The organism is Herbaspirillum sp. CF444, assembly GCF_000282135.1.
In the GTDB taxonomy this organism is placed as follows: domain Bacteria; phylum Pseudomonadota; class Gammaproteobacteria; order Burkholderiales; family Burkholderiaceae_D; genus Herbaspirillum.
The window spans coordinates 1-25,002 of record NZ_AKJW01000008.1; the positions used below are offsets into that span (position 1 = coordinate 1).

Sequence of the window (25,002 nt, forward strand, 5' to 3'; positions counted from 1 at the left end):
CCAGCGGCAGCCGCAGCGACGGCGGCGCCAGCAGCAGGAAGCCGATGCTCGCCAGCCAGATCGCCAGCACCGGCAAGGCCAGCAGGATCAATCGCTGCATGCCGGGCAGGGCGCCCGGGCGCGCCAGCCGCGCGGTGATGCCCTGCGCCGACATCAGGATCGCCAGCGGAAACGCCACCTTGATCCAGAACAGCGGCGTCGCCAGCAATTCCGGCATGTCGCTGCGTATGCCGTAAGCGAGCACCAGCAGCGCGGACGCGCCGAGCAGGCCGATCAGCAACGCCAGTCCCAGTCGCTTGCCTAATATGTCGGGATCGCTGCGTGTTGTTCCTGTTGCAAGCATTGACACCAGGTCAGGTGTTTTCATCAGATTTCCCATCCTCGCGTCTTTTGTCCATGGGCCGCCACCGGTCCGGCAAGACGCCTTGCTTATATCTTCGTTGGCGCGGCCGATCCGGTTACAGCGTTTGCAAAATAAATATTTTCAAATTTATTTTCAATTTGCTGTAACCAAACGCCATGGTCCAACGAACTAACGTTCAGATCATCTGCAAAAGAACTCTTCCGGCGGATATCTGCTTTTCTCAACATCCATTCATCTTCAAGGAGTACGTTATGAACACCATCAAACTCGCAACTGCCGCTTTCACCCTCGCTGCCCTGACATCCGGTATCGCCATGGCGCAAAACGCTCCTGCCGCCGCCAAGACCGCCGTCGAAAAATGCTATGGCGTTTCGCTGGCCGGCCAGAACGATTGCAAGGCCGGCGAAGGCACCACCTGCGCCGGCACCGCCAAGATGGACTATCAGGGCAATGCCTGGAAGAACGTTCCTGCCGGCACGTGCACCACCATCAAGACGCCGAAGAGCATGGGTTCCCTGAAGGCAATCTGATCGCGCACGGAAGCAGGAGCCTGAAATGACAGCGACACTTGGTGCCGGCCTGGGCTTGAAGCCGCAACATTTCGACGACGCGCTGCACTGTGCCGAAGCCGAAATGTGGTTCGAGGTCCATCCCGAGAACTACCTGATGGCGGGCGGTCCGCGGCTGGCATGGCTGGACGCCGTCCGCAGCCGCCATCCGGTGTCGCTGCATGGCGTGTCGCTGTCGCTGGCGGGAGCGGCTGCTCCCGACCAGCAACACCTGAACCGCCTGAAAGAACTGATACGCCGCGTCGAACCGGCGCTGGTATCCGAACATCTGGCCTGGTCGACACTGGACGGCCGCTACTATCCCGACTTGCTGCCGGTGCCACGCACCAGCGACATCCTGTCGCGCGTGGCCGCCAATATCCAGCGCACGCAAGAGCAATTGCAACGTCGCATCGCCATCGAGAATCCCTCGCACTACCTGCGCATGGACAATCACGACTGGAGCGAAACCGATTTCCTCGACGAGCTGGTGCGCCGCACCGGTTGCGGGCTGCTGGTCGACGTCAACAACGTCTATGTCAGCGCCCGCAACATCGGTTATGACGCGCACACCTATCTCGACAATCTGCCGGCCGAAGCGATCATGGAAATCCATCTGGCCGGGCATAGCGAGGACAACGACGGCGACGCTGCATCCTTGCTGATCGACTCGCACGACGCCCCGGTGATCGAGCCGGTCTGGCGCTTGTACCGCCATCTGATCGAACGCATCGGCGAACGCCCGACGCTGATCGAGCGCGACGACAAGATTCCCGCTTTCGCCGAATTGCTGACCGAACGCAACAAGGCGCAGGAGATCCTGTCCGCACAAGGAGTGCTGAAATGAACCATGCCTCCGACAGCTTTCAACGCGACTTCATCCGCGCCATTTATGGCGTCGGCGATAGCCAGTCTTCGCTGGCGCAACTGACCGGCCAGCCCGGTTTCAAGGTCTATCGCAATACCGTGCTCAAGGCCAGCGTCGATGCGCTGGCGGCCAATTATCCTGCCATCGTGCGGCTGGTCGGCGAAGAATGGTTTCGCTCCGCGGCGTTGATCCATGCCTGCGCCGAGCCGCCCCAAAGCGTCTGCCTGATCGAATACGGTCGCGGTTTCGCCGATTTCCTCTCGGCGTTCGGACCGGCAGCCGAGCTGCCTTATCTGGGCGACGTTGCGCGCCTGGATCGCTTCTGGACCGAATGTCATATCGCCGCCGACGAGGCGCCGCTGGAAGCCGCCATGCTGGCCGCGCTGGGTGAAGCGGATTTGCTGCGGAGCGTCCTGCGTCCTCGCGCGGCCGTGCGTTGGCGCTGGTGCGCAAACCAGCCGGCCTATGCCATTTGGCAAGCCAATCGCGAACAACGCGAGCTCGCCGACGAGCTTGATTGGGACGGCGAGGGCGCCTTGCTGAGTCGCATCGACGGCCAGGTCGCCTGGCAGGCGGCAAGTCTCGGCATGTGCGTGTTTCTCGATGCCTGCGCCGCCGGCGAGGACTTGCAGGCGGCAACGACAAAGGCCGTCGACGCAGAACCCGGGCTGGATGTCGCCCGTTTGCTCGGCGCCTTGATTCACGCCGAAGCATTTGCTTCGCCTGTCATGCCCACACGCTGATATCCATTCATCTTTATTCACGGAGACCATCATGTCTGCCCATCCTGCACCTGCGACCACAACGACTACCGAGGCGAAGCCTGACTCCTTCATCGGTTGGTATAACTTCGCCGCCGCGCGCGCCACGCAACTGATCGGCGATTCGCTGCTGGCGCTGGTGGCGCGGGTAGCCATCGCCGCCGTGTTCTTTCTCTCCGGCCGGACCAAGGTCACCGGCTTCCTGAGCATCAAGGACAGCACCTACACGCTGTTCGAACAGGACTACAAATTGCCGCTGGTGCCGCCGGAAATCGCCGCGCACCTGGCTGCTTATGCAGAACACTTTTTCCCGCTGCTGCTGGTGATGGGGCTGTTCACACGCTCTGCCGCGCTGGGCTTGCTGGGCATGACTGCGGTCATCGAAATCTTCGTCTACCCGGATGCCTGGCCGACGCACCTGACCTGGGCCGGTCTGCTGCTGTTCCTGGTCGGTCGCGGCGCCGGCGCCTGGTCGCTGGATCGCCTGTTCGGCATCAAGTAATTTTTTCCGCCATCTGAAATGAGCCAGCCATGTTCGCCAAACTGAAAATCCGCACCAGCCTGTTGTTCGTTCTCGGCATCTTCTCGCTCGCCTTGTGGACGGCGGTGTTCATCGCCTGGACCGATGCGCGCCAGTCGGCCGGGGCCATGAACGAACTGATCGATTTGTCGGACAAGCAGATCCAGCCGCTGCATGAAGTCGAGCGATTGTTTCAGTCCACGCTGATCAACATGGACAACGCCTACATCAACCTGGTGCGCGGCGACCAGGTCAAGGCCAACGACTACACGCGCAAGGCGTCGATGGCGCTGCAAGAAGCGAAGAAGACGTTCGAGAACTACCGCAAGGGCGACCGGTCGGCCGCGGGTCTGGCGGAACGATCGCAGCAGGTCGGCAGCGCCTACGACGCCTACACCAAGGTGCTGGAGGCGCGCGAGGTGGCGCTCTACGACGTTTCGCTCGATGCCTATGCGGCAGCCACCACCAGCGCCGAAGATGCCGACCGCGTGTTTGCTTCGACGCTGCGCACGGTCATCCGTCACGCCGAGTCGGTGCGCGATGCATTGAGCGCCGCGTCCGAGCAGCGCTATACGATTGCCGTCTATCTGGCGGGCGGCCTGTTCATCTTCTCGCTGTTGCTGGTCGGCCTGTACTGGATGCTGTTCGACCGTGTGCTGCTGCGTCCGCTGGCAACCACCGGCATGCATTTCGATCGCATCGCCGGCGGCGACCTGAGCTCGCCGGTGGAAGGCGCTTCCCGCAATGAAATCGGCGTTTTGCTCGGGGCCCTGCAGCGCATGCAGCAAGGCCTGGTGGAGACCGTCTCGTCGATACGCAACGGCACCGAGGACGTCAACCGCAGCGCGCGCGACATCGCCGAAGGCAACGTCGATCTGGCGGCGCGCACCGAGCAGCAAGCCTCATCGCTGGAAGAGACTGCCGCCACGCTGGAACAACTGTCCGCCGCCGTCAAGCAGAATGCCGAAAACACCCGCCACACCAACCAGCTGGCCGCCACCGCAGCGGGCGACGCCGTCAAAGGCGGCGAACTGATGACGCGCATTGTCGGCACCATGGGCGAAGTCTCGGTCAGCGCCGGCAAGATTTCCGAAATCGTCAGCGTGATCGACGGCATCGCATTCCAGACCAATATCCTGGCGCTCAATGCGGCCGTCGAAGCGGCGCGTGCCGGCACCCAGGGCAGGGGTTTTGCCGTGGTGGCGACGGAAGTGCGTTCGCTGGCCTTGCGCAGCGCCGAAGCGGCCAAGGAGGTCAAGGTCCTGATCGGCGAATCCGCTGCCTGCATCGATCTGGCGTCGGCCCAGGTGATCGAAACCGGCCGCGCCATGGAGCAGATCGTGACCTCGGTCAACACCGTCATGAACACCATGAACGAAATCTCGATCGCCACGCAAGAGCAGGCAGAAGGGCTGGAGCAGGTCAGCCGCGTGGTCGTGGAGATGGACAAATCCACCCAGGAGAACGCCGCGCTGGTCGATCAGACCGCCGAGGCCGCCAATGCGCTGACACGTCAGGCCGGTAGCCTGGTGCAATCTGTTTCGGTGTTCAACATTGCCGCACAGGAAGCCGACGCAGAAACAGAGGCGCTGGCCGTGGAGGAGCATGGCGCAATGCGTCCGGCAACCGACATTACGCCACGCAACATGCTTGGTTACGCCAGTGTTTAGTCTTCGTCCTGAGGAAGAGCTGAGCGCATCGATTGCTTCTGGAATTGTTCGAAGCGATGCAGTTCTTCTTCGATGAGGCCTTTCAGCGGCGCTGACTTCTTCGCAATCCAGCTCCACTTCTGCATGCGTAGCTTGCCGGCCTGGCGATCCATCTTCAGATCCAGCGCAGCAACAATGCGATCACCAACCAGCACCGGCAGCGCGAAGTAGCCGAGTACGCGCTTCTCAGCCGGTACATAGGCTTCGAAGCGATGCGCATAGCCGAAGAACAACTCCAGCCGCTTGCGCTGGATCACCAGCGGATCGAAGGGCGACAGGATGTGGACGCGCTCTCCCGAGACCGGCTCGGTGGTTGCCATGACCGTCTCCAGCTGCTCCGGCGTGATCCAGTGCGGGCTTTTCGGCGCGCCGTCCAGATGCACGGGCACCAGCTCTTTGCGCCTGACGCCGGTATCGATCAGTTCCTTCACCATCGCCTTCATCGGCGCATTGCCGTAGCAGACCGAATCCAGGCTGACGATGCCCTGCGATAGCAGCGCGCGTTGCAGCAGGTATTGCGCGCATTGTTTTTCTTTCGATGCCGGCGGTCGCCGCTGCCAGCCGAAATGGCGTCCCGCCAGTTCGTAGGTCTTGATCATCCCGGTGCGCTTGCTGATGACCAGGTCGCCGATGAAGAAACCCCGGCGCAAGGCCTTCTTCGACGGCTTGCGGCTGCCCCAGGGATGCGTCTTTTCCACCAATACATCGTCCTCGATATCGCGGATCGACAGGCCGCCTTCCTTGCGGATGCGCCTGAGCAGGGCGGCGTAGTCGGCTTCGTCCACGTCCGCGAAAGAGGCGTGCGGATTCAGGCGACGCTGTTCCATCGCGGGTATGAAATGGCGGAACGCCGTCGTCGGTACATACGCCAGCGCGTGCGTCCAGTATTCGAACACCGATTTGTCCACCGACTGCGCCTGCTCCAGGTCGCTCAGTTGGTACGCGGGGATGCGCGTGTAGAGAATGTGATGATGGCTGCGCTCGATGACGTTGATGGTGTCGATCTGCACATAGCCGAGATGTTCGGCGGCCTGCTTCACCGCTTCCGCGCCGGCGCCGAAGGGCGCAAGTTCATCGAGCCGTTGCGCGTGCAGCCAGATGGCGCGCGCTTGTTCCGGGGAAAGGGCGAGAGAGGTCGTGCTCATGGTGGTTGGCGCAGGATCGTTGGGGGTGCAGAGATTGTAGTGAATTTGCTACGGACATGTGCAGTGCGGGCGCAACTGTTTGCGCATTCCGAATTGTCAATTCGTCGCAAGACCGTTTATCTGCGCAGCCGCAATCGGGATGATGGCGCTGACCGGTAAATTTTTTTCGCCGGTGCAACGTTCCAATCAGACGAGGTGCACAGTGAAACCATTCCCGCCGCAGAACGTCGTCACTCCCGACAGGGAGGGCGCGCGTTTTGTCGTCCCCGCGCTCGGCCGCTTTTATGCGCGCAGCGAAGCGCTCTGCTATGCACTGCTGCGCTTCGGTTACGGGGCCATCATCCTTACCCACGGCTTGCCCAAGGCGCTGGGCGTCTCGCATGGTTCCATGGCCGACCCGATGGCCGGTTCCATCAAGATGATCGGCACCGTCATGGGCCTGCCGTTCGCGCCGCAACTGGCCTTCCTCGTGATGCTGCTGGAAACCGCCGGCGCCGCCATGCTGGCGCTCGGCTTGCTGACGCGGCCGGTCGCCTTGCTGATGACGATGGAGATGATCGCCATCAGTTACGCCATGGGACCGACGTGGCCGTGGATCGACCGCGGCATCGAGTATCCGGTGCTGCTCGGACTTGCCGCGCTGTACTTCACGATACGCGGTGGGGGAGCCTGTTCGCTCGACGGAAAACTGAGGCGCGAAATCTGACCGATGGAACGCAAGGCAAGCCGACAACATCACCACCTCAACCGACAAGGATGCATATGAAATTCATCAACTACGTCACCTATACCGACGACAAGGAAAAACTCGCCGCCCATGCGTCCGACCACAGGCAATACGTCAAGAGCCTGCTCGACGCCGGCAAGCTTGTCCTCGGCGGTCCCTTTCCGGACGGCAGCGGCGGTCTGCTGATCTATGAAGTCGAAGCGTTGCCGGAAGCGCAAGCGTTGCGCGACAGGGATCCCTTTGCCGTCAGCGGCGTGTTCGTGCGCTCGGAGATCAGTCCGTGGTTGCTGCTGGCGCTGAATCCGGAACTGATGAAGCAGGATTGAGCGTCGATCAGGCCGGAAAGAGATCAAGAGCGACAGCTTCCTCCGATTTTGCAATCGGTATTCATTTTCTTGCGGAACGTTTCTTCGTCAGATGCAGCGTCATATCCTGGCGGATCATGGACGTGATGTTTTCTTGCTTGTGCTGTTCCAGCATGCCGATCTGGCGTATGACGGGACGCCCGGGCAAGGGCACGATGCGCAGGCTCGGATCGTTTTCCCAATCGGCGTTCTTCAGTTGCGGAACGATGGCGATGCCGACGTTCTGGCGCACCAGATCGACGATGGAGGAGAGCGTGCCCAGTTCGAGAAAATCCTGTGGCGTCGATTTCAGCTTTAGCAGGGTGCGTTCTATGCGGATGCCGCTGGGCGTGCGACGGTCGAATCGCAGGAAAGGCTGGTCGCGCAGCAAAGCGCGGATGTCGCAGTCGGGCGCGGGAATCTGGCTGTTGACGATCATCACGAGCGGTTCGGTGTATAGCGGCGTCCATGTCAGCCCGGGACGATCGTGCAGATCGTCTTCGACAAAAATGGCGGCGTCGAGGTCGCCGTTTTCCACGCTTTTGACCAGCGTGTCGGAGTTCTGCACCAGCAAGCGGACATTCAGGCGCGGGAACCGTTGCTTGATGTTGACCACGGTGTTCGACAGCAGGCCCATGGCCGAGACGATGGAACCTATCGTGATCGTGCCGGCGATTTCATGGTCGGCGTCGATGTCTTCGCGCAGTTTGTCGTAGGCGGCGATGACGTTTTTGGCATGGGGGATCAGCGCGCGCCCGGCAATCGACAATTGCACGCCGCGGCCGGACTTTTCAAACAGGATGGTTTTCAGCTCGGTTTCGAGCGTGCGCATCTGCAGGCCGACGGCGGCCTGCGTCAACGCCATCCGTTCCGATGCGCTGGCGTAGGAACCGCCTTGCGCGACTGCCAGGAAGGTGCGGAAATATCTGATGTTGCTCATGAGCGCGGTCCCTGATCTGAAGCCGGATTCTTAAATGCGAATGCAGCGGAATACTAAATAATTACTTTAGTACAAAAAAACAAAATATAGCTTTTTTTATGAAAGACGATGGACAACAATGGGCGCATTCGAGCGCCATCGTCCTGTCAGGATATTGTCAATTGTCTTTGCCGCAGCGATGTCTCGCCCGCTTTTCTTCCCTGAGAATAATTCCCATGCATAACGACGTTCTCCGTTCTCCGCCACGGCGCGGATTCTGCAATCTGTTGATCGGCGGTTCCGCCCTGACGCTGGCTTCGACGGGTTTTGGCGCATTGGCGGCATCGCTGGCTTCATCGACAAAGACGGCAACGACGGCGCCGGGTTTTACGGATGGTTTCACGCGCGGCGCGCCGGAACTTCACGGCGTATCGGCGGACGCGATCCTGGCGTTTCTGGAGGCGGCGCAGAGTTCCGGTTTTGAGCTGCACAGCTTCATGCTGTACCGTCGCGGCGCGGTCATTGCCGAAGGGTGGTGGGATCCGTATCGCGCCGATCGCATCCACATGACGCATTCGGCGACCAAGAGTTTTGCCGTCTGCGGCGTCGGGCTGGCGCTGGCGGAAGGACGCTTCAGGCTGCGGGACAAGGTGGTGTCGTTTTTCCCGGAGATGTTGCCGGCCGATGTCGATCCCAAACTGGCGGCGATGACGGTCGAAGACTTGCTGACGATGCGCACCGGGCATGCCGAAGAAGTGTCGGGATCGGTCTGGCGTCAGATCAAGACCAGTTGGGTGGCGGAGTTTTTCAAGATTCCGGTGGTGCATCAACCGGGGACGAAATTCGTTTACACCAGTGCCGCCACCTACATGCTGTCGGCGATCATCAGCAAGACCACCGGGCAGCCGCTGCGGGATTATCTGCAACCGCGCCTGTTCGAACCCTTGAACATCACCCGCTTCGAATGGCCGCTCGATCCCCACGGCATCAGCCCGGGCGCCAACGGCCTGAGTTGCGAGACCGCCGATCTGCTCAAGCTGGGCGTGCTGCACCTGCAAAACGGTATGTGGAACGGCAAGCAGGTCTTGCCGCGCGAGTGGGTGGCTGCGGTGCAGGCGCAACACGTGCCGGGGAAATACGGCTATCAATGGTGGCTGGGACCGCACGACTATTCGGCGCGCGGCTTGTTCGGGCAGTATGTGCTGGTGTTCCCGGAGAGCGATGCCGTGCTGGCGATGACGGCGGCGATCCAGCCCGGCAGGAATTTTCTCGGCGGTCTGCTGTACAAGCATTTTCCGGCAGCTTTTGGAAAGCAGCCCTTGCCGGACGATGCGCGCGCCGATCTGCGCCTCAGGGCGGTCACCGCAACCTTGCAGTTGCTGCCGCCGCTCAAACCTTCGCATTCCCCGCTGGCCGGGCGGATCAGCGGACAACGCTTCGACATGGAGGCCAATGAGGACGGCGTCCGCAGCCTGCAGTTCGACTTCAGCGAAACGCGTTGCCGTTTCACGATGACCGACGAGCGCGGCGTGCATACGATTGAAGCGGGGCTGCGCGAGAGAATCGAAAGCACCACGTCGATGTCGGCCTACAAGCTGCATCACGAATACCAGTTCGACGTCATGCGTGTTTCCGCAGGCGGCAGCTGGCAGGATGAACGCACCTTTGTGATGACGTGGTGCTTCTTTGAATCCACCTTCCGCGACACGGTGGTCTGCGTGTTTTCGGATCATGGCGTCACGATGGAGCGTCGCGCCAACGTCAATTCGGGACCGCTGGCGCGTCCCGTCATGTCGGGGCGTATTGCGTCGTGAGGGAGCTGGCTTGCCCTGTTTGGGATGGAGTGCAAGGCGCGAATCGGGGGAAAGACTGTGCGTCTTGAGCCTGATTCGTAACGCAGTAATCCGCCCAAACAGTCCGCTTTCCCTCCGGTTTTTTCCCAGAAAGGGCGCTGGCCGCGTTGCGTTCCTTGCTAGCACCCTTTCTGAGAAGAATGCATTTCATGCCTATTGATGGAATGAGTTATAGCTTGTATGTACTACCTAATCCATTAATGTCATGTTTTCTGTTGAGCGGAAAGAGTGAAAAACTTTGACTGGATCAAATGGAACCGTCGCCCCGAGTCGCCTCACTCAAAGCTGTCAAGCCGGCATATCGACCGGCCTTTTTCCAGATCTTGCCATGTTTTCCTTTCCCCTTAACACATCCACCCAACTTTCCCATCCGGAACTCTCCGAGGAGAACGCACCGTTGCTTAGCCTGCCACCTCCGACGGCGCGTAACGGCGACACTCCCGTGGTACAGCGTATCGTGGATCGTCTCATCGAAGGCAAGGATGTGGGTCTGATCACCAACTTTGAAACCTTCAAGGATGGCGGTTTTAAAAAATTTGGCATGGAAGAACTGCAATGGTTGCGCGATGAATTGAAGAAGGCCTTGCATGAGATATCAAGCACCGCCGCTCGGAAATCGCCCTCCGTGGCGGCGGAGGCCGGACAGTTGCGCTTCGCTTATCAGAAAGTCCGCGCCGCAGTCTATTCTCGATTGGATGCTGCCGAATTGGACAATATCTGCCAGGATCTGGAGAAACTTCATGGAGCCACCTTGAAAGCCCTCGATGTCCACTCCCCATCTCATGGGCTGAAGGTAAAGGAAATGGTGGCGCTCAAGGATGAAATCACTGCGGCGAAGGAAGCTTATAAGATTGCCTTGGGCATGAAAGCCGCAATCGATATGAAAAAAGCCGTTGCTGGACAACCGAATCATGCCGACAGCAGCCGACGCGATGGCCTGATCAGTCAATGGCAGCAAGCAGTTAGCGAAAAAGTGGCTGATCTGCTCAAAAAAGGCAAGACGGTGCGCACCGCTGAAAAACAACAGGCGCTAAGATTTACGGACGCGCACAATAAAACCTTCGCCGACCTGGGCGTTGCAGACATCATCGAACGCCATTGCTGCCACATCGACGGGCCGCTGACGACATATCTCAACGGCATGGATCCCTATGCTCCTCTACATTTGCGTTACGGTGCGGCTCTGGTCTTGAATAACGACGAGGACATCGCGTTCATTTGCGAGGATGTGGGCAAAGCGGATTCCGACATTCTGCTCGTAGGCATTCCGGGGGCCAATGATAAAAGTTACGATCGGGTCTTGGTGTTTCAGCGTGTTCCCGATCTCGATCCCGAAGCGCAACAGAGTTTCCGCTGGCTAATGCTGCCCAGCCAGGGCAACGACGTGGTCGATCCCACGAAAGCGCGCATGGGCCTCAAAGGAAAAATCGATGTCGACATTGCATCGCCCGTGACGGATCCCCAAGAGCTGACATTGGAACGTGCAATTGCACTGCGCGAAAGCAAAAAGCGTGATCTGTCGGGATTGCCTGTAGTACTGAGCGCGCCTGGAATGCTGATAGAGACAATTCACGGCGAGCAAGTTGTAGAGGGTATCCGTAACGATCGATATCCTCCCAACATGAACGTGCTGGAAACCTTCATGAAAAATCATCTGGCAGGCAAGAATGACGCAATTTTGTTCTTTTTCACGCCACAAACCGCAGCGGTAAGTGAAACCATTGCGCTGGCAAAAAACTTGGGAAATAAGATAAATCATCAGGAGGCAGAAGAATGGCTTTACAAAAAACGTCACATGCCTGTTGTACCTGACAACCATAATTACCATGAACAGATCAGTTTCCTGGCGTCGGAGCCGACGATTGACGGCAACACGCCCATATTGCGAAATCTGGGCCTAAGCGAGGACCTGAACTTGAATGCCTTCGAGATATTCGATAGTCCTCGGATCGGCGGCGGCTTGCAATTATTTGACGATCTCCCTCCTGACATTCCACCCAGCCCGAGCGGTAGCACTGGTCACCTGGAATTGTTCGATGAGTGAGCCCGCTGTCAAAACAAAAAAGCCTTGAGATCTCAATGAAATCAAGGCTTTTTGTTCTTTGGCGGAAGGTGTGAGATTCGAACTCACGAAGGGCTTGCGCCCTCGCCAGTTTTCAAGACTGGTGCATTCAACCGCTCTGCCAACCTTCCTGCGCAAGCCGGGCATTATACATGAGTCGCCCGGCTGCGGTCATTTTTGACTATCCGCCCGTCAGAAAATCCCCGGATAGGCGCCGCCGTCCATCAGCACGTTCTGGCCGTTGATGTAGCCGGCATGCTTGCTGCACAGGAAGGCGCAGGTGGCGCCGAATTCGTCGGGATCGCCGAAGCGTCCGGCCGGGGTTTCGGCCATGCGCTGTACGCGGACTTCTTCGGGTGTTTCGCCGGTCAGTTTGGCCGAGCCGACGAAGCTGCTGCGCAGGCGGTCTGTTTCGAAGCTGCCCGGCAACAGGTTGTTGATGGTCACGCCGCTTTTGGCGATGTGGCGCGAGACGCCGGCGACGAAGCCGGTCAGGCCCGAGCGGGCGCCGTTGGACAGGCCGAGGTCGTAGCGCGGCGCCTTGACCGAGCTGCTGGTGATGTTGACGATGCGGCCCCAGCCGCGCGCGATCATCTGGTCGACGGTGGCTTTGATCAGTTCGATCGGCGTGAGCATGTTGGCGTCGATGGCCTTGAGCCAGATGTCGCGATCCCAGTCGCGGAAGTCGCCCAGCGGCGGGCCGCCGGCATTGTTGACGAGGATGTCGGGTCCGCGGTTTTTTTCACCGGCGATTTCGTCGACGGCGGCGAGTGCCTTGGCGCGGCCTTCAGGCGTGGCGATGTCGGTGGCGACGGCGATCACCTTGATGTTGCCGAGCGTGCGCAGTTTGGCGGCGGCCTGGTCCAGCGCTTCCTGGCCGCGTGCGACGATGACGACGTGCGCGCCTTCGCGCGCCAGATGTTCGGCGCTGGCGTAGCCGAGGCCCTTGCTTGCACCGCAGACGAGGGCGATTTTTCCTTGAAGTCCTAAATCCATGATTTCTTGCATCCTTAATGTTGGGGTGTCACATGATGGCGTTATCGATACTTTGCTTCGCCGGATTAAAAATGTTCATCCGGCGCTTCCGAGCAGATCGCTTGCTGCGCTTGTGACGGCGAGGTCTGGCTGATAAACTGGCAGGCAGCTTGGAGAGGGGCGCTTGATCGGTCCGTTTTATTTTTTACGGATCAGATAGATCGCCAGCGCGATGATGACGACAACGCCGGCTTCGAGCACAACAACCAGAACGCCGCTACTTCCATTATTCACGCCTGTCTCCTTTTAGGTTCGCCGGTTCGGCAAGTCTTCTCGGTTTTTCAACGGGACTTGTCCAGCCAAGTGCGTACTTTACACCTATGATGCATTCTTTGTATTTCACGGTCATTGTCAATTTCTTGCTAGGTGGCGTGCTCGGCGCAATCGGCGGTCTGTTCGGCATCGGAGGAGGGCTGATCGCGATTCCCGTATTGGGATTTTTGTACGGGATGGATCAACAATTGGCGCAGGGCACAGCGTTGGTGATGATCGTGCCGAACGTCGTGATCGGATTCTGGCGCTACAAGCAGCGCAACAACATTGTGCTGAGTTCTACATTGCAGATGGCGGTGCCGGCGGTGTTCATGACCTACTTTGCGGCGCGCTTTGCAACCTCCATCGATGCGCGTTCGCTGCATCTGGCGTTTGCGATGTTCATGGGGGTGCTCGCCGTGTATTACCTGTGGACCTTGATGCGCAAGCAGAAGGAAATGATTCCGCGAGCCCGTCTTCCATTGAAATATATTTTCCTGATGGGTATTGCGGCGGGAGCATCGGCGGGCTTTTTCAGCGTCGGCGGTGCGATCGTGGCGGTGCCGGGACTGGTCGGCTTGTTCGGCATGACGCAGACGGCGGCGCAAGGCCTTGGCCTGGCGATGGTGACGCCCGGCACGCTGGTGGCGCTATGGACTTACGCCAGCGCGGGACATGTGGACTGGAGCGTCGGTATTCCGCTGGCGCTGGGTGGCGTGCTGAGCATTTCCTGGGGCGTGGCGCTGGCGCATCATTTGCCGGAGCGGCGCCTGCGCATGCTGTTTTGCGGAGCGCTCATTGTCATTGCGCTGTGGATGATGACCCACGGTTGACGCTCACGCCGCTTCTTTTTCCACCGGCACCGGCGGCACCTGCGCCGTCTGCTGCCGGATGAATTCCACCAGGTCGCGCGCATACAGGGGCAGGGCATCCAGGTTCTGGACCACCATGCTGCGCTCGCGCACGCTCCAGGGATCGCTCAGTTCGATCAGGCTCAGTTGCATGGTCTGCTTGTGGCGCAGCGCAGCGGAGTGCGGCACGATGCCGATGCCGACGTTGGTCTCCACCATGCGGCACATGGCTTCGAAGCTGCGCACCTGAATCCGCAATTTGAGACGCTGGCCGCTTTCCGACACGATGCGGTTGAGGAAGTGATGCAGCGTGCTGCCTTCGTGCAGGCCGACGTGTTCGTATTCCAGCGTTTCGGCAAAGCTCACCTTGCCGCTGTCGGCCAGCGGATGTTCCAGCGCGGTTGCCAGGACCAGGCGATCGGTGGAAAAGTTCAGGATCTCCAATCCCTCTCCCTGTACCGGGCCGGCGACGATGCCGATGTCGGCGGTGCCTTCCTGGATGCCGCGCAAGATGTCGTGATTCAGTCTTTCTTCCAGCGCCACATTGACCTGCGGATGCAGCGTGAGGAATTTGCCGAGGATCTCGGGCATGAATTCCGTCACCGCCGTGGTGTTGGCGAAAATGCGGATGTAACCCTTGATGCCGTTGTTGTACTGCTGCATGTCGCCCTTGAGACGTTCGACCTGCTGCATGAATTGTTGCGCATGGCTCAGGAAGGTCTGCCCGGCGGGAGTCAGTTGCACGCCTTTGCTTTCGCGGTAGAGCAGGCGCATGCCGAAACGCGTTTCCAGTTCCTTGATGCGGTTGCTGGTCGCCGCCAGCGACATGTTCATGCGCTCGGCGCTGCGGGTGAGGCTGTTGAGTTCGGCAATCAGGATGAACAGGCGCAGGTCGGTCAGGTCGAATAGCATGATGTCTCTCTGAAGTGAGTGCCGGCATGAAGATGATGAGGGTGCCGGTCTGTTTTATCCAGACTTATATTACGCCTAAATCAGACTTGCGAGGCATGCGCCAGCACATTGACCAGTTTGCCGAAGGGGTCTCGGATATAGAAGCGGCGCACGCCCCAGGGTTCGTCGACGGGACCGTATTCAAGCGGGATGTTCCTCTTTGCGACACGCAATAGCGCGGCTTCGATGTCGTCCACTTCGATCGACAGGTCCGGCGTCGGCGTGCCCGAGCCGCCTTCCGAAGCAAAGCTGATCTGTACGCTCATCTGTTCATCGGAGCCATAGGTGGCGATCCAGCCGTGATCCATCAGCACGTCGAGTCCGAAGATGTCGCGGTAAAACGATCTGGCCTGGTCGACGGTCTCGGTATGGATGTTGGCGACGATGCGTTTGACCTTCATGGCGTTCTCCTGCCGGAAAATCGAGATTGGAAAAACGGGTCATGGCGACCCGTTTGGTTTGCATCGGATGGTAAGCAAGGAAGAATTACTTTCCTTTGCCCATCGCTTCCATCATGCGCACCGTGAGATACAGGCGCGGCACGATGCTGTCGAGGTCGGCCCATTCGTCGGACGAATGGATGCGGTCGCCGACGATGCCCATGCCGTCGAGCACGATCGGCTTGCCGGTTTCCGGATGGTAGGCGAAACCGGCGTCGGTGCCGTAACGCATCGACACCGGCGTGATCGACTTGCCGAGTTCCTTGTAGATGCCGTCGGCGGTGGCGGCGAGGCGATCGCTGTCGGCATTCTTGCTGAATGGTGGACGGCGGTTTTCAACCTTGACCTTGACTTCGGTTTCCGGGATCAGCTTCTTCCGGACGATCTTGTCGGCATCGGCCTGCACGCGCTGGATCTCGCCGACGTCGGACATGCGCATGTCGGCGGTGGCGCTGGCTTTTTCAGGGATGATGTTGACGCGGTCGCCGGCCTGGATCACGGTCCAGTTCACGGTGGTGCCCTTGGCCGGACTGCCGAGATCTTTCAGCTGGATGATCTGGTTGGACAATTCCACTGCGGCGTTGCGGCCGGCTTCCGGCGCGGAGCCGGCATGCGAGGCGCGACCCTTGACGTCGAGATGGACGTAGGCGATGCCGTTGGTGGCGACCGTCACGACGTCGGCTTCGGGCGGTTCGAACACCAGCACGTAATCCTGATCGGCCGACAGTTTGGTGATCATCTCGCGCGAACCGAGCGAGCTTTTCTCTTCGTCGGGATTGAACAGCACGGTCAGCGTCTTGTAGTCCTTGAAGCCGCGTTCGCGCGCGATGTCGAGCGCATACACGATCAGCAGCGCGCCACCCTTGGCGTCGGCCACGCCGGGACCGTAGGCCTTGTTGCCGACGACCTTGAAGGGCCGTTTGGCCGCTTCGCCGACGCCGAACACGGTATCGAAGTGGATCATCAGCATGATGTTCTTGGTGCCGCTGCCTTGCAGCTTGCCGATCACCATCTTGCCGGCCGCCGGCGGCGCGGCGACGATCTCGACGTTGGCGCCGACTTCCCTGAGGCGTTGCGCCAGTATGGCTTCCACTTGTCCGAGACCTTTGGCGTCATCGGTGCCGGAGTCGATGTTGACCAGCGTGGTTAGATCCTTGATCAGCACATCCTTGCGTTTTTGTGCGGCTTGCAGCAGCGCGTTGTCAGCCGGTGCGGCTTGTGCATAAGAAGCGACGGGGGCGGCGCAGGCCAGCACGGCGACCAGCGACATCAGGTGTTTTTTCTTCATGTGTCTCTCTTGAGTTGTTGATTTGCGGGAAATTTTTCGGCCGGTGGAGCGCCATTTTTTTTCGTCCCGGTGGTCACTATAGCAGCAGATTTTCGTGCGGCGGATGCGTCATGCTGTGCGGCTTGGCCGGCCTGTCTTCGCAATAAAAATTGCTGCAAACGCACATGGGGGATGTCGGAAAAGCCGATGTCCTCTTCAGAAAATACGGATTGTTTTGACAGCGTCCGACGCGCTCAGACTCTGTCGCATTCCCGCATCCGTCACAAGACAATTTCCACCCATGAGCATCTCCGCACGGCGTACATCGACCTCGCACGATTGCCTCAACACAAAGGGCAACCGATGGAAAGGAGAGCGGCGCCAGGGGCAGAACCGGTCAATGCGCTCCTGTATTGCCTGTTTCCGAAGACAATTCAAGTCCCCGTGTTTCAGGCAGTGTCAACGCGGTAACGACGACCAACAGGTATCCTCCCACTGCAAGATAGCCGATTGCCAGTCCCAGAGGCATGAAAGAACTCATGTAGCCGATCAATGCCGGGCAAATGGCGCCGACGGCACGTCCGGCGTTGTAGCAGAATCCCTGTCCCGATCCTCTTATCCGGCTGGGAAACAGCTCGCTGAGGAAGGCTCCCATGCCGGAGAAGATCCCGGATAGAAAAAAGCCCAAAGGGAAACCCAGCACCAGCATCATGGCGTCCGTGATGGGGATTTGCGTATAAATTGCAATCAGCGTGCCCGCACACACTGCGAACAAGATGAAGCAGCGGCGACGCCCCAGGTAGTCGGATAGCCAGGCGCTGGTCAGGTAACCGAGAAAAGATCCGAGGATCAGAATGAGCAGATAAGAACTGGTATTGAGCACCGATAGGTGCCGTTCGGTTTTCAGATAGGTTGGCAACCATGTGGTCACCGAGTAGTAGGCTCCTTGCATGCCGCTGGTCATGAGGCTTGCCAGGATGGTGGTGCGCAACAAGGCCGGTGAAAAGATATCGAGGAAATTGCCGGTATCGCCGGAGGCATGCATTTGCTCGCGCATGGAAAGGTAGACCTGCGGATCTTTCAGATTGCGCCGAATATAAATGATCAGCAGCGCCGGCAATGCGCCAAGCCAGAACAGGATGCGCCATGCTTGTTCCTGAGGGGTCAACGCGTAGACGATCCAGAAGGCAATTGCCGACAGACCCCAGCCGACGGCCCAGCTGCTCTGCACCAGGCCGACCGCCTTGCCCCGGTGGCGCGCCTGGATCATTTCCGCAATCAATATCGAACCGACCGACCACTCGCCGCCAAAGCCCAGCCCTTGCATGGCGCGGGTGAAGAAGAGTTGTTCGTACGAGTTGGTAAAGCCGCTCAATACCGTAAATACGGTGAACCACAATACCGTAAGCTGCAAAATGCGCACGCGTCCGTATTTATCCGCCAAAATACCCGCCAGCCAACCGCCTATGGCAGAGGTGACAAGTGCGCCGGTGGCGATATAGCCTGCTTCGGCCTTGCTCATCCCCCAGATCATGATGAGCGTGGGAATCAGGAAGGTGTAAATCATATAGTCGAAGGCATCGACGCCATACCCGGCAAAGGCTGCCAACAGGGTTTTTCTTTCATCGCTGCTTGTTTGTTTTAGCCACATGGGATCGTTGACTCCGAAAAATTAGACATGTCATTTGGACTGGATTGATAAGGCGGCGATGGTTATCGGAAGGGAAGATCCTTGTTCAGCAAATCGGTAACAAGCATGTGGCCGGGAGCATGCGTGATGCAAAACGGCGGTTTGGCCGCCATCACAACCGCTTGCGGCGTGACGCCACACGCCCAGAATACGGGCAATTCTCCGGGCAGGATATCGACGGCATCGCCAAAATCCGGCGTGGCGATATCGGCGATCCCGATGAGGGCTGGATCGCCTATATGCACCGGAGCGCCATGAACTGCGGGGACGCGGCTGGTGATTTGTATGGCCCGAATGGCGTCCGCCGCTCGCATCGGACGCATCGATACCACCATCGGTCCGTGCAAGGAGCCGGCGGGCGTCGTCATGATATCGGTCTTGAACATCGCCACGTTTTTTCGTTCATTGACATGACGAAGCGATATGCCGGCTTCGATCAGGGCGTGCTCGAATGAAAACGAGCATCCCAATGCAAACGTCACAAGGTCGTCATTCCAGAATGCATGAATGTCGGTGCATTCCTGTTGCAAAATCCCGTTTCGCCATATGTGATAGCGGGGTACATCGGTGCGGATGTCAATGTCGAGCCCCAGGTCGGGCAGGAACGGCACTCCCGGTTCCGATACCGCCAGCAGCGGACAAGGCTTGGGATTGCGCTGGCAGAAGCGCAGAAAGTCGGACGCCAGTGCCGACGGCAGGATCACTATGTTGCATTGCACGTAGGGAGGCATGAGCCCGCTGGTGTGAGCATTCCAGCTTCCCGCGCGAATGGACTGTCGCGCATCGCCGGCATGTGAGAAAGAGGTAGTTGACGAAGTCTGCACAAAGAGTCTCCTTGATTATGTGTTCCGCGCGGTATCGGATCCGTCGCGGATCGGCGGCTTTGATGTCGGAACACAGGCAGAGGCGAGATACGCCACTGCCGCAAATGCATGACATCGGCTGCCGGCCTTGCGCATGTTTTTCAACGTGCTTTGGCAAACAGAAGTTAAGCATTAATCGTGTTCACTACACAATTGACAATAAACTAGATTTTTTGAATTTTTAACTTGTCACTGCAGTGCATCGTGTCGACGGAAGCGCTGCATCGCGTTTCATCCGGATGCCTGCCGAAGGGCATGGCTGCCGGGAATTGATCCGCGGGCCGGACAAATGCTGCGTATGCACATTGATGACTTCACGTCAGCCGATGCCCCCCTTCAGAAAATACAGATTGTTTTGACGATGCATGGCGATCAGACTCTGCTCATTCTTGATTCAACGTTAAGACGCAGACATGAATCCACCGGCAAACACCGCATCGCATGACATTGATCTGACGCTGCTGCGTCAATGGGTCGGCAAGACCGAGTCCCGCATCGACGCCATCAATCCGGCATTCGTCGCGGCGCTGGCGGCCACGCTGGATCATCCGCAGGCGCCGGCCATCGGCGACGCTCTGCCGCCGTTGTGGCACTGGATTTATTTCTGGACGGCGTGCCGCCAGTCGGAAGTCGGCGACGACGGCCATCCGCATCGCGGCGGATTCCTGCCGCCGGTGCCGCTGCCGCGCCGTATGTGGGCGGGAGGGCGTTTCCGTTTCGCCGCCCCGTTGCCGATCGGCGCGACGGCCATCAAGACATCGCGCATTGCCGGCGTCGACGTCAAGAAGGGCAAGACCGGCGATCTGGCTTTTGTCACGGTCGCGCACGAGATTGCGCACAACGGCAAGGTTGCCATCCACGAAGAACACGACATCGTCTATCGCGGCTTGCCGCAGCCCGGCGCCGTGCCGGTCGCACCGAAACAGGCGCCGGCGGAAGCCGACTGGCGTCGTCGCATCGAACCCGATCCGGTGCTGCTGTTCCGCTATTCCGCACTGACCTTCAACGGTCACCGCATCCATTACGACCGCAGCTATGTCACCGGTGTCGAGGGGTATCCGGGTCTGATCGTGCATGGTCCGCTGATTGCCACTTTGCTGGTCGACTTGCTTGGCCGCAAGCTGCCGCTGGCGCGGCTGGTGGAATTCAATTTTCGCGCCGTCGGCAGTCTGTTCGATACCGAAGCCTTCGAGATCTGCGGCAAGTTGTCGGCCGACGGCAAGAGCGCCACGTTGTGGGCGCAGAACCTGCGCGGCGAACTGGCGATGCAGGCGCAGGCCATGTTGGCATGAATCAATCAACCGGAGAAAATGGCAATGTCGCATCAACCGGACGCTTATCAAGACCTGCGCGACGCCGTGCGCGATTTGTGCAATACCTTTCCGCCCGAATACTGGCGCAAGGTCGACGAGGCACGCGGCTATCCCGCAGAATTCGTCGATGCGCTGACCAGGGCCGGCTGGCTGGCGGCCCTGATTCCCGCCGAGTACGGCGGTTCGGGCCTGGGCCTGACCGAAGCCTCCGTCATCATGGAGGAAATCAACCGCACCGGCGGCAACTCCGGCGCCTGCCACGGCCAGATGTACAACATGGGCACCTTGCTGCGCCACGGCTCCGCGCAGCAGAAGCAACGGTATCTGCCGAAGATCGCCAGCGGCGAACTGCGCCTGCAGTCGATGGGCGTGACCGAGCCGACCACCGGCACCGACACCACCAGGATCAAGACCGTCGCCGTGAAGAAGGGCGACCGTTACGTCGTCAACGGCCAGAAGGTGTGGATCTCGCGCATCCAGCACTCCGACCTGATGATCCTGCTGGCGCGTACGACGCCGCTGGACCAGGTCAAAAAGAAATCGGAAGGCATGTCGATCTTCCTGGTCGACCTCAAGCACGCCATCGCCAACGGCATGTCGGTGCGACCCATCCTCAACATGGTCAATCACGAGACCAATGAGCTGTTCTTCGACAACCTCGACATCCCGGCAGAGAATCTGATCGGCGAAGAAGGCAAGGGCTTCAAATACATCCTCGACGGCCTCAACGCCGAACGCACGCTGATCGCCGCGGAATGCATCGGCGACGGCTACTGGTTCATCGACAAGGCGACGCAATATGCCAAGGAACGCATCGTCTTCGATCGTCCCATCGGCATGAACCAGGGCGTGCAGTTTCCCATCGCCGACAGCTATATCGAGCTGGAAGCCGCCAACCTGATGCGCTTCAAGGCTTGCGAATTGTTCGACGCGCATCAGCCTTGCGGCGCACAGGCCAACATGGCGAAATTCCTCGCCGCCAAGGCGTCGTGGGAAGCCGCCAACGTCTGTCTGCAAACGCATGGCGGTTTCGGCTTCGCCTGCGAATACGATGTCGAGCGCAAGTTCCGCGAGACGCGCCTGTATCAGGTGGCGCCAATTTCTACCAACCTGATTTATTCCTACGTGGCCGAGCACATCCTCGGTTTGCCGCGCTCGTTCTGATGCGCTGAGGTTCCTGTCCGCTGATGCTTTCGTCTCCATCAACTTTTCAGGCAAGAGAAAAATCATGATGCAATCCTCGCGTCCTCTCGAAGGCATTACCGTCATTAGTCTTGAACACGCCATTGCCGCGCCGTTCTGCACGCGCCAACTGGCCGACATGGGTGCGCGCGTGATCAAGGTCGAACGTCCCGGCGTCGGCGACTTTGCACGCGGTTACGACGAGCGCGTCAATGGATTGTCTTCGCATTTCGTCTGGACCAATCGCTCCAAGGAAAGCCTGACGCTCAATCTGAAGGACGAGGACGGCAAGGCCATCATCGATCAACTGCTGGCCGAGGCCGACGTGCTGGTGCAGAACCTTGCGCCGGGCGCGGCTGCCGGGCTGGGCTTGTCGGCGACGATGTTGCATAAGAAGAATCCGCGTCTGATCGTCTGCGATATCTCCGGCTACGGCGAGAACGGCCCTTATCGCGACAAGAAAGCCTATGACTTGCTGATCCAGAGCGAGGCCGGTTTCCTGTCGGTGACGGGGACCGCCGACGAGCAGGCCAAGGCCGGTTGCTCGATTGCCGATATTGCGGCGGGCATGTATGCCTATTCGCACATCCTGGCGGCGCTGATCAAGCGCGGTCGCGACGGCGTCGGCAGCCACATCGATCTGTCGATGCTGGAATCGCTGACCGAGTGGATGAGTTTTCCGATGTACTACGCTTACCAGGGGGCATCGGCGCCGGTGCGTTCGGGCGCGGAGCACGCGACGATCTATCCCTACGGGCCGTTCACGGCCGGCGACGGCAAGGTCGTGATGCTGGGCTTGCAGAATGAGCGCGAGTGGAAGGTATTCTGCGAATCGGTGCTGCAAGATGCTTCGCTGACGCTGGATGTGCGCTTCTCGACCAATTCGCGCCGCCATGAAAACCGCGCGGCGCTGCGCAAGCTGATCCTCGACATGTTTGCGCCGCTGACGGCGGAGCAGGTTGTGGCAAGGCTCGATGACGCGCAGATCGCCAATGCGCACGTGAACACCATGCAAGACCTGTGGCGGCATCCGCAACTGGCGGCGCGCGAACGCTGGGCCGAGGTGGGCTCGCCGGCCGGAACGCTGCCTGCGCTATTGCCGCCGGGCGTCAACAATACTTACGACTTCCGCATGGATGCTATCCCGGCATTGGGGCAGCACACCGACGCCATCCTCGGCAAGCTCGGCTATACGGAAACGCAGATCGGCCGGTTGCGCGAGCGTGGAGCAATCTGATGTCGTCGGCGCGTTCCTATCTTTTCGTTCCCGCCAATCGGCCGGATCGCTACGTCAAGGCCTTGGGCAGCGGCGCGGATGCCGTGATCGTGGATCTGGAGGACGCGGTGGCGCCGTCGCTCAAGACGCAAGCGCGGGACAGCTTGTCGGACTGGCTGGAGGAACAAACACGGCAGGCGCAGCCGCCTGCCAACCTGTGGGTGCGCATCAACGCGGCCGACACGCCATGGCATGCGGATGACGTGCGCTGTTTCGCCACTGTGCCGATTGCCGGCATCGTCTTGCCCAAGGTTGAGGACTGCGACGCGATTGGCCATATTGCACGGCACTTCACGGGAGCGTGCAGCCTGTCGCGCGTGCTGCCGCTCATTGAAACCGCGGTCGGCATCGCGCAGATGCGCCAGATCGCTCAGGCGGAATACGTCGAGCGGCTGGTGTTCGGCTCTATCGATCTGCAAGTCGACCTGGGCATCCAGTGCGAACCGCTGGAAAGCGAACTGTCGCATCTGCGTATCGAGATGGTGATCGCTTCAAGGCTGGCGAACATTGCCCAGCCGGTCGACGGCGTCACGACGGATTTTGATGATGCGACATTCCTGGCGGCGGCGGTGAATCGCGCCCGGCGCACCGGCTTCGGCGCCAAGTTGTGCATTCATCCGCGCCAGGTGGACGTCGTCAATCAAGGTTTCCTGCCGAGCGAAGAAGAGATGCTCTGGGCGCGTGTCGTCATGGATGCGGTGGCGAAGAGCGACGGCGGCGCGATTTCATTGAACGGCAAGATGATCGACAAACCGGTGATCATGCAGGCAGAGCGATTTCTACGCCAGAACAGGTAGACAGCGGATGAAAAACGGAGAGCGGCAATAGTCGAATTGCATGCGGAAATAGGGTAAAACGGAGATTGAAGTCAAAACGTGATCCAAGATTATTCGACATCGCATGCATCATCCGACAAGGGAGACAGACATGAAGATCCAGGCAGCAGTACTCAGAGAAATGACCACGGTCGAACCTTTCGCCGGCAGCCGGCCGTTGCAGATTGAAGAACTCGATCTCGACGCACCGGGACCGGGCGAGGTATTGATCAAGATGCGCGCCGCCGGCCTGTGCCATTCCGATCTGTCGGTGATTATCGGCGCGCGTCCGCGTCCGATGCCGATGGCGCTGGGACATGAGGCTTCCGGCGAGGTGGTCGAAGTCGGCGCCGGCGTCAACGATCTGCGTCCCGGCGATCTCGTCGTGCTGGTGTTCGTGCCCAGCTGCGGACATTGCCTGCCTTGCATGGAGGGACGCCCTGCGCTGTGCGAACCGGGCGCCGAGGCCAACACCAAGGGCCGCTTGTTGTCGGGCGCCATGCGCCTGCGCGCGCAGAACAAGCTCGTCAACCATCACCTCGGCGTGTCGGCGTTTGCGGATCACGCCGTGGTGTCGCGCCGCTCTTGCGTCAAGATCGATGCCGACATCGATCCGGTCGAAGCCGCATTGTTCGGTTGCGCGGTATTGACCGGCGTCGGCGCAGCCGTCAATACCGCCGAGGTGAAAGCCGGGACCACCGCCGCCGTGCTGGGGCTGGGCGGCGTCGGTTTGTGCGCCATGCTGGGCGCGCTGGCATCCGGCGCGCGCGAGGTGATTGCCGTTGACCTGCACGACAGCAAGTTGGCGTTGGCGAAATCGCTGGGCGCGACTGCCACGGTCAACGCGCGCGATCCCGATGCAGTGGAAAAGGTCAAGGCGCTGACCAGGGGCGGCGTCGACTACGCCTTCGAGATGGCCGGTTCGGTGCAAGCCATGGAAGCGGCCTACCGGATGACGCGTCGCGGCGGCATGACGGTTACCGCCGGCTTGCCCGCGCCCGATCAGAAATGGGCCTTGCAACAGGTCAGCCTGGTGGCGGAAGAGCGCACGGTCAAAGGCAGCTACATCGGCTCCTGCGTACCGGTGCGCGACATCCCGCGCTATATCGGCTTGTATCAAAGCGGACGCCTGCCGGTCGACAAACTGATGGGACAGCGTCTTGCCCTGTCCGATATCAACAGCGGTTTCGACCGTCTGGCATCGGGGGAAGGATTGCGTGACTTGATTGTTTTTTGAGGTTCAACGA

Annotated in this window: 24 protein-coding genes and 1 tRNA gene; 15 read left to right on the forward strand and 10 right to left on the reverse strand. The window is 59.8% G+C overall.

Annotation, left to right across the window (positions count from 1 at the left end; translation table 11 throughout):
- A partial coding sequence (locus PMI16_RS01050; protein WP_007875496.1) for an NrsF family protein occupies positions 1-367 on the reverse strand: 367 nt, incomplete at its 3' end.
- 248 nt (positions 368-615) lie between these two features.
- On the opposite strand from PMI16_RS01050, the gene PMI16_RS01055 reads away from it, so the two are divergent.
- The 5 genes from PMI16_RS01055 to PMI16_RS01075 are packed head-to-tail and all read left to right on the forward strand — an operon-like array spanning position 616 to position 4,731.
- Positions 616-894: a BufA1 family periplasmic bufferin-type metallophore gene (locus PMI16_RS01055; protein ID WP_007875498.1), complete on the forward strand. Its 279-nt coding sequence runs from the start codon at positions 616-618 to the stop codon at positions 892-894.
- Positions 895-919: 25 nt separating this feature from the next.
- Positions 920-1,759: an MNIO family bufferin maturase gene (gene bufB / locus PMI16_RS01060; RefSeq protein WP_007875499.1), complete on the forward strand. Its 840-nt coding sequence runs from the start codon at positions 920-922 to the stop codon at positions 1,757-1,759.
- Positions 1,756-2,523: an HvfC/BufC N-terminal domain-containing protein gene (locus tag PMI16_RS01065; RefSeq protein WP_007875501.1), complete on the forward strand. Its 768-nt coding sequence runs from the start codon at positions 1,756-1,758 to the stop codon at positions 2,521-2,523. Before bufB ends, PMI16_RS01065 begins: the two co-directional genes overlap by 4 nt.
- Before the next feature lie 31 nt (positions 2,524-2,554).
- Complete coding sequence (locus PMI16_RS01070; protein WP_007875503.1) at positions 2,555-3,043, forward strand: DoxX family protein; 489 nt, start codon at positions 2,555-2,557, stop codon at positions 3,041-3,043.
- A 29-nt stretch (positions 3,044-3,072) separates the two neighbouring features.
- Positions 3,073-4,731 carry a methyl-accepting chemotaxis protein gene (locus PMI16_RS01075; protein ID WP_007875505.1) on the forward strand — a complete coding sequence of 553 codons (1,659 nt, stop codon included), beginning with the start codon at positions 3,073-3,075 and terminating at the stop codon, positions 4,729-4,731.
- On the opposite strand, the gene PMI16_RS01080 is transcribed toward PMI16_RS01075, so the two are convergent.
- On the reverse strand, positions 4,728-5,915 hold the full coding sequence (locus PMI16_RS01080) for a winged helix-turn-helix domain-containing protein (RefSeq protein ID WP_007875508.1): 1,188 nt from the start codon (positions 5,913-5,915) through the stop codon (positions 4,728-4,730). The two genes, PMI16_RS01075 and PMI16_RS01080, sit on opposite strands and share 4 nt — an antisense overlap.
- A 202-nt stretch (positions 5,916-6,117) precedes the next feature.
- Here PMI16_RS01080 and PMI16_RS01085 point away from each other — a divergent pair, with 202 nt between their 5' ends.
- On the forward strand, positions 6,118-6,621 hold the full coding sequence (locus tag PMI16_RS01085; RefSeq protein ID WP_237719763.1) for a DoxX family protein: 504 nt from the start codon (positions 6,118-6,120) through the stop codon (positions 6,619-6,621).
- 56 nt (positions 6,622-6,677) lie between these two features.
- The gene (locus PMI16_RS01090; RefSeq protein ID WP_007875513.1) at positions 6,678-6,968 is read left to right on the forward strand and encodes a YciI family protein; all 291 of its coding nucleotides are present in this window, start codon (positions 6,678-6,680) and stop codon (positions 6,966-6,968) included.
- Positions 6,969-7,029: 61 nt separating this feature from the next.
- Here the strand turns inward: PMI16_RS01090 and PMI16_RS01095 are convergent, their stop codons facing one another.
- A complete protein-coding gene (locus tag PMI16_RS01095) occupies positions 7,030-7,926 on the reverse strand; it encodes a LysR substrate-binding domain-containing protein (protein WP_007875514.1) in 897 nt (298 codons plus the stop codon).
- A gap of 215 nt (positions 7,927-8,141) precedes the next feature.
- Here PMI16_RS01095 and PMI16_RS01100 point away from each other — a divergent pair, with 215 nt between their 5' ends.
- A complete protein-coding gene (locus tag PMI16_RS01100) occupies positions 8,142-9,719 on the forward strand; it encodes a serine hydrolase domain-containing protein (RefSeq protein WP_007875515.1) in 1,578 nt (525 codons plus the stop codon).
- A 367-nt stretch (positions 9,720-10,086) separates the two neighbouring features.
- Entirely contained in the window at positions 10,087-11,802 is a 1,716-nt protein-coding gene (locus PMI16_RS01105; protein WP_007875516.1) for a hypothetical protein, read from the forward strand.
- A 59-nt stretch (positions 11,803-11,861) separates the two neighbouring features.
- Here PMI16_RS01105 and PMI16_RS01110 read toward each other — a convergent pair.
- Positions 11,862-11,951 (reverse strand) — tRNA-Ser (locus PMI16_RS01110).
- Between the two features lie 61 nt (positions 11,952-12,012).
- Positions 12,013-12,816 (reverse strand): SDR family oxidoreductase, encoded by an 804-nt coding sequence (locus PMI16_RS01115; RefSeq protein WP_007875518.1) that lies wholly within the window; start codon positions 12,814-12,816, stop codon positions 12,013-12,015.
- A 359-nt stretch (positions 12,817-13,175) separates the two neighbouring features.
- Here PMI16_RS01115 and PMI16_RS01120 point away from each other — a divergent pair, with 359 nt between their 5' ends.
- Positions 13,176-13,940 carry a sulfite exporter TauE/SafE family protein gene (locus PMI16_RS01120; RefSeq protein ID WP_007875520.1) on the forward strand — a complete coding sequence of 255 codons (765 nt, stop codon included), beginning with the start codon at positions 13,176-13,178 and terminating at the stop codon, positions 13,938-13,940.
- Between the two features lie 3 nt (positions 13,941-13,943).
- Here PMI16_RS01120 and PMI16_RS01125 read toward each other — a convergent pair whose 3' ends face one another.
- The 5 genes from PMI16_RS01125 to PMI16_RS01145 all read right to left on the reverse strand — a co-directional run bounded on the left by PMI16_RS01125 (position 13,944) and on the right by PMI16_RS01145 (position 19,130).
- Positions 13,944-14,870: a LysR family transcriptional regulator gene (locus PMI16_RS01125; protein ID WP_007875522.1), complete on the reverse strand. Its 927-nt coding sequence runs from the start codon at positions 14,868-14,870 to the stop codon at positions 13,944-13,946.
- A gap of 80 nt (positions 14,871-14,950) precedes the next feature.
- Complete coding sequence (locus PMI16_RS01130; RefSeq protein ID WP_007875524.1) at positions 14,951-15,310, reverse strand: VOC family protein; 360 nt, start codon at positions 15,308-15,310, stop codon at positions 14,951-14,953.
- 85 nt (positions 15,311-15,395) lie between these two features.
- Positions 15,396-16,637 (reverse strand): glutamate carboxypeptidase, encoded by a 1,242-nt coding sequence (locus PMI16_RS01135; protein WP_007875526.1) that lies wholly within the window; start codon positions 16,635-16,637, stop codon positions 15,396-15,398.
- A 376-nt stretch (positions 16,638-17,013) separates the two neighbouring features.
- Entirely contained in the window at positions 17,014-18,267 is a 1,254-nt protein-coding gene (locus PMI16_RS01140) for an MFS transporter (protein ID WP_007875528.1), read from the reverse strand.
- Positions 18,268-18,329: 62 nt separating this feature from the next.
- Entirely contained in the window at positions 18,330-19,130 is an 801-nt protein-coding gene (locus PMI16_RS01145) for a putative hydro-lyase (protein ID WP_007875531.1), read from the reverse strand.
- Positions 19,131-19,582: 452 nt separating this feature from the next.
- On the opposite strand from PMI16_RS01145, the gene PMI16_RS01150 reads away from it, so the two are divergent.
- From PMI16_RS01150 to PMI16_RS01170, 5 genes are all read left to right on the forward strand, one after another.
- Positions 19,583-20,461: an FAS1-like dehydratase domain-containing protein gene (locus PMI16_RS01150; protein WP_007875533.1), complete on the forward strand. Its 879-nt coding sequence runs from the start codon at positions 19,583-19,585 to the stop codon at positions 20,459-20,461.
- Positions 20,462-20,485: 24 nt separating this feature from the next.
- Positions 20,486-21,646, forward strand: a complete 1,161-nt coding sequence (locus PMI16_RS01155) for an acyl-CoA dehydrogenase family protein (protein WP_007875535.1) — start codon at positions 20,486-20,488, stop codon at positions 21,644-21,646.
- Positions 21,647-21,710: 64 nt separating this feature from the next.
- Positions 21,711-22,901 carry a CaiB/BaiF CoA transferase family protein gene (locus tag PMI16_RS01160; protein ID WP_007875537.1) on the forward strand — a complete coding sequence of 397 codons (1,191 nt, stop codon included), beginning with the start codon at positions 21,711-21,713 and terminating at the stop codon, positions 22,899-22,901.
- On the forward strand, positions 22,901-23,737 hold the full coding sequence (locus tag PMI16_RS01165) for an HpcH/HpaI aldolase/citrate lyase family protein (protein ID WP_007875540.1): 837 nt from the start codon (positions 22,901-22,903) through the stop codon (positions 23,735-23,737). Before PMI16_RS01160 ends, PMI16_RS01165 begins: the two co-directional genes overlap by 1 nt.
- A 130-nt stretch (positions 23,738-23,867) precedes the next feature.
- Positions 23,868-24,992, forward strand: a complete 1,125-nt coding sequence (locus PMI16_RS01170) for a zinc-dependent alcohol dehydrogenase family protein (protein WP_007875541.1) — start codon at positions 23,868-23,870, stop codon at positions 24,990-24,992.
- The last annotated feature ends 10 nt before the right edge of the window (positions 24,993-25,002 follow it).

Bases quoted from the DNA above. Each gene is read 5' to 3' on its own strand.
- PMI16_RS01150 (WP_007875533.1), top strand. From the start codon at position 19,583: ATGAATCCACCGGCAAACACCGCATCGCATGACATTGATCTGACGCTG.
- PMI16_RS01075 (WP_007875505.1), top strand. From the start codon at position 3,073: ATGTTCGCCAAACTGAAAATCCGCACCAGCCTGTTGTTCGTTCTCGGC.
- PMI16_RS01100 (WP_007875515.1), top strand. From the start codon at position 8,142: ATGCATAACGACGTTCTCCGTTCTCCGCCACGGCGCGGATTCTGCAAT.
- PMI16_RS01135 (WP_007875526.1), bottom strand. From the start codon at position 16,637: ATGAAGAAAAAACACCTGATGTCGCTGGTCGCCGTGCTGGCCTGCGCC.
- PMI16_RS01115 (WP_007875518.1), bottom strand. From the start codon at position 12,816: ATGGATTTAGGACTTCAAGGAAAAATCGCCCTCGTCTGCGGTGCAAGC.
- PMI16_RS01170 (WP_007875541.1), top strand. From the start codon at position 23,868: ATGAAGATCCAGGCAGCAGTACTCAGAGAAATGACCACGGTCGAACCT.
- PMI16_RS01160 (WP_007875537.1), top strand. From the start codon at position 21,711: ATGATGCAATCCTCGCGTCCTCTCGAAGGCATTACCGTCATTAGTCTT.
- PMI16_RS01095 (WP_007875514.1), bottom strand. From the start codon at position 7,926: ATGAGCAACATCAGATATTTCCGCACCTTCCTGGCAGTCGCGCAAGGC.
- PMI16_RS01125 (WP_007875522.1), bottom strand. From the start codon at position 14,870: ATGCTATTCGACCTGACCGACCTGCGCCTGTTCATCCTGATTGCCGAA.
- PMI16_RS01065 (WP_007875501.1), top strand. From the start codon at position 1,756: ATGAACCATGCCTCCGACAGCTTTCAACGCGACTTCATCCGCGCCATT.
- PMI16_RS01120 (WP_007875520.1), top strand. From the start codon at position 13,176: ATGATGCATTCTTTGTATTTCACGGTCATTGTCAATTTCTTGCTAGGT.
- PMI16_RS01090 (WP_007875513.1), top strand. From the start codon at position 6,678: ATGAAATTCATCAACTACGTCACCTATACCGACGACAAGGAAAAACTC.
- PMI16_RS01130 (WP_007875524.1), bottom strand. From the start codon at position 15,310: ATGAAGGTCAAACGCATCGTCGCCAACATCCATACCGAGACCGTCGAC.
- PMI16_RS01165 (WP_007875540.1), top strand. From the start codon at position 22,901: ATGTCGTCGGCGCGTTCCTATCTTTTCGTTCCCGCCAATCGGCCGGAT.
- PMI16_RS01155 (WP_007875535.1), top strand. From the start codon at position 20,486: ATGTCGCATCAACCGGACGCTTATCAAGACCTGCGCGACGCCGTGCGC.
- PMI16_RS01070 (WP_007875503.1), top strand. From the start codon at position 2,555: ATGTCTGCCCATCCTGCACCTGCGACCACAACGACTACCGAGGCGAAG.
- bufB (WP_007875499.1), top strand. From the start codon at position 920: ATGACAGCGACACTTGGTGCCGGCCTGGGCTTGAAGCCGCAACATTTC.
- PMI16_RS01055 (WP_007875498.1), top strand. From the start codon at position 616: ATGAACACCATCAAACTCGCAACTGCCGCTTTCACCCTCGCTGCCCTG.
- PMI16_RS01140 (WP_007875528.1), bottom strand. From the start codon at position 18,267: ATGTGGCTAAAACAAACAAGCAGCGATGAAAGAAAAACCCTGTTGGCA.
- PMI16_RS01080 (WP_007875508.1), bottom strand. From the start codon at position 5,915: ATGAGCACGACCTCTCTCGCCCTTTCCCCGGAACAAGCGCGCGCCATC.
- PMI16_RS01105 (WP_007875516.1), top strand. From the start codon at position 10,087: ATGTTTTCCTTTCCCCTTAACACATCCACCCAACTTTCCCATCCGGAA.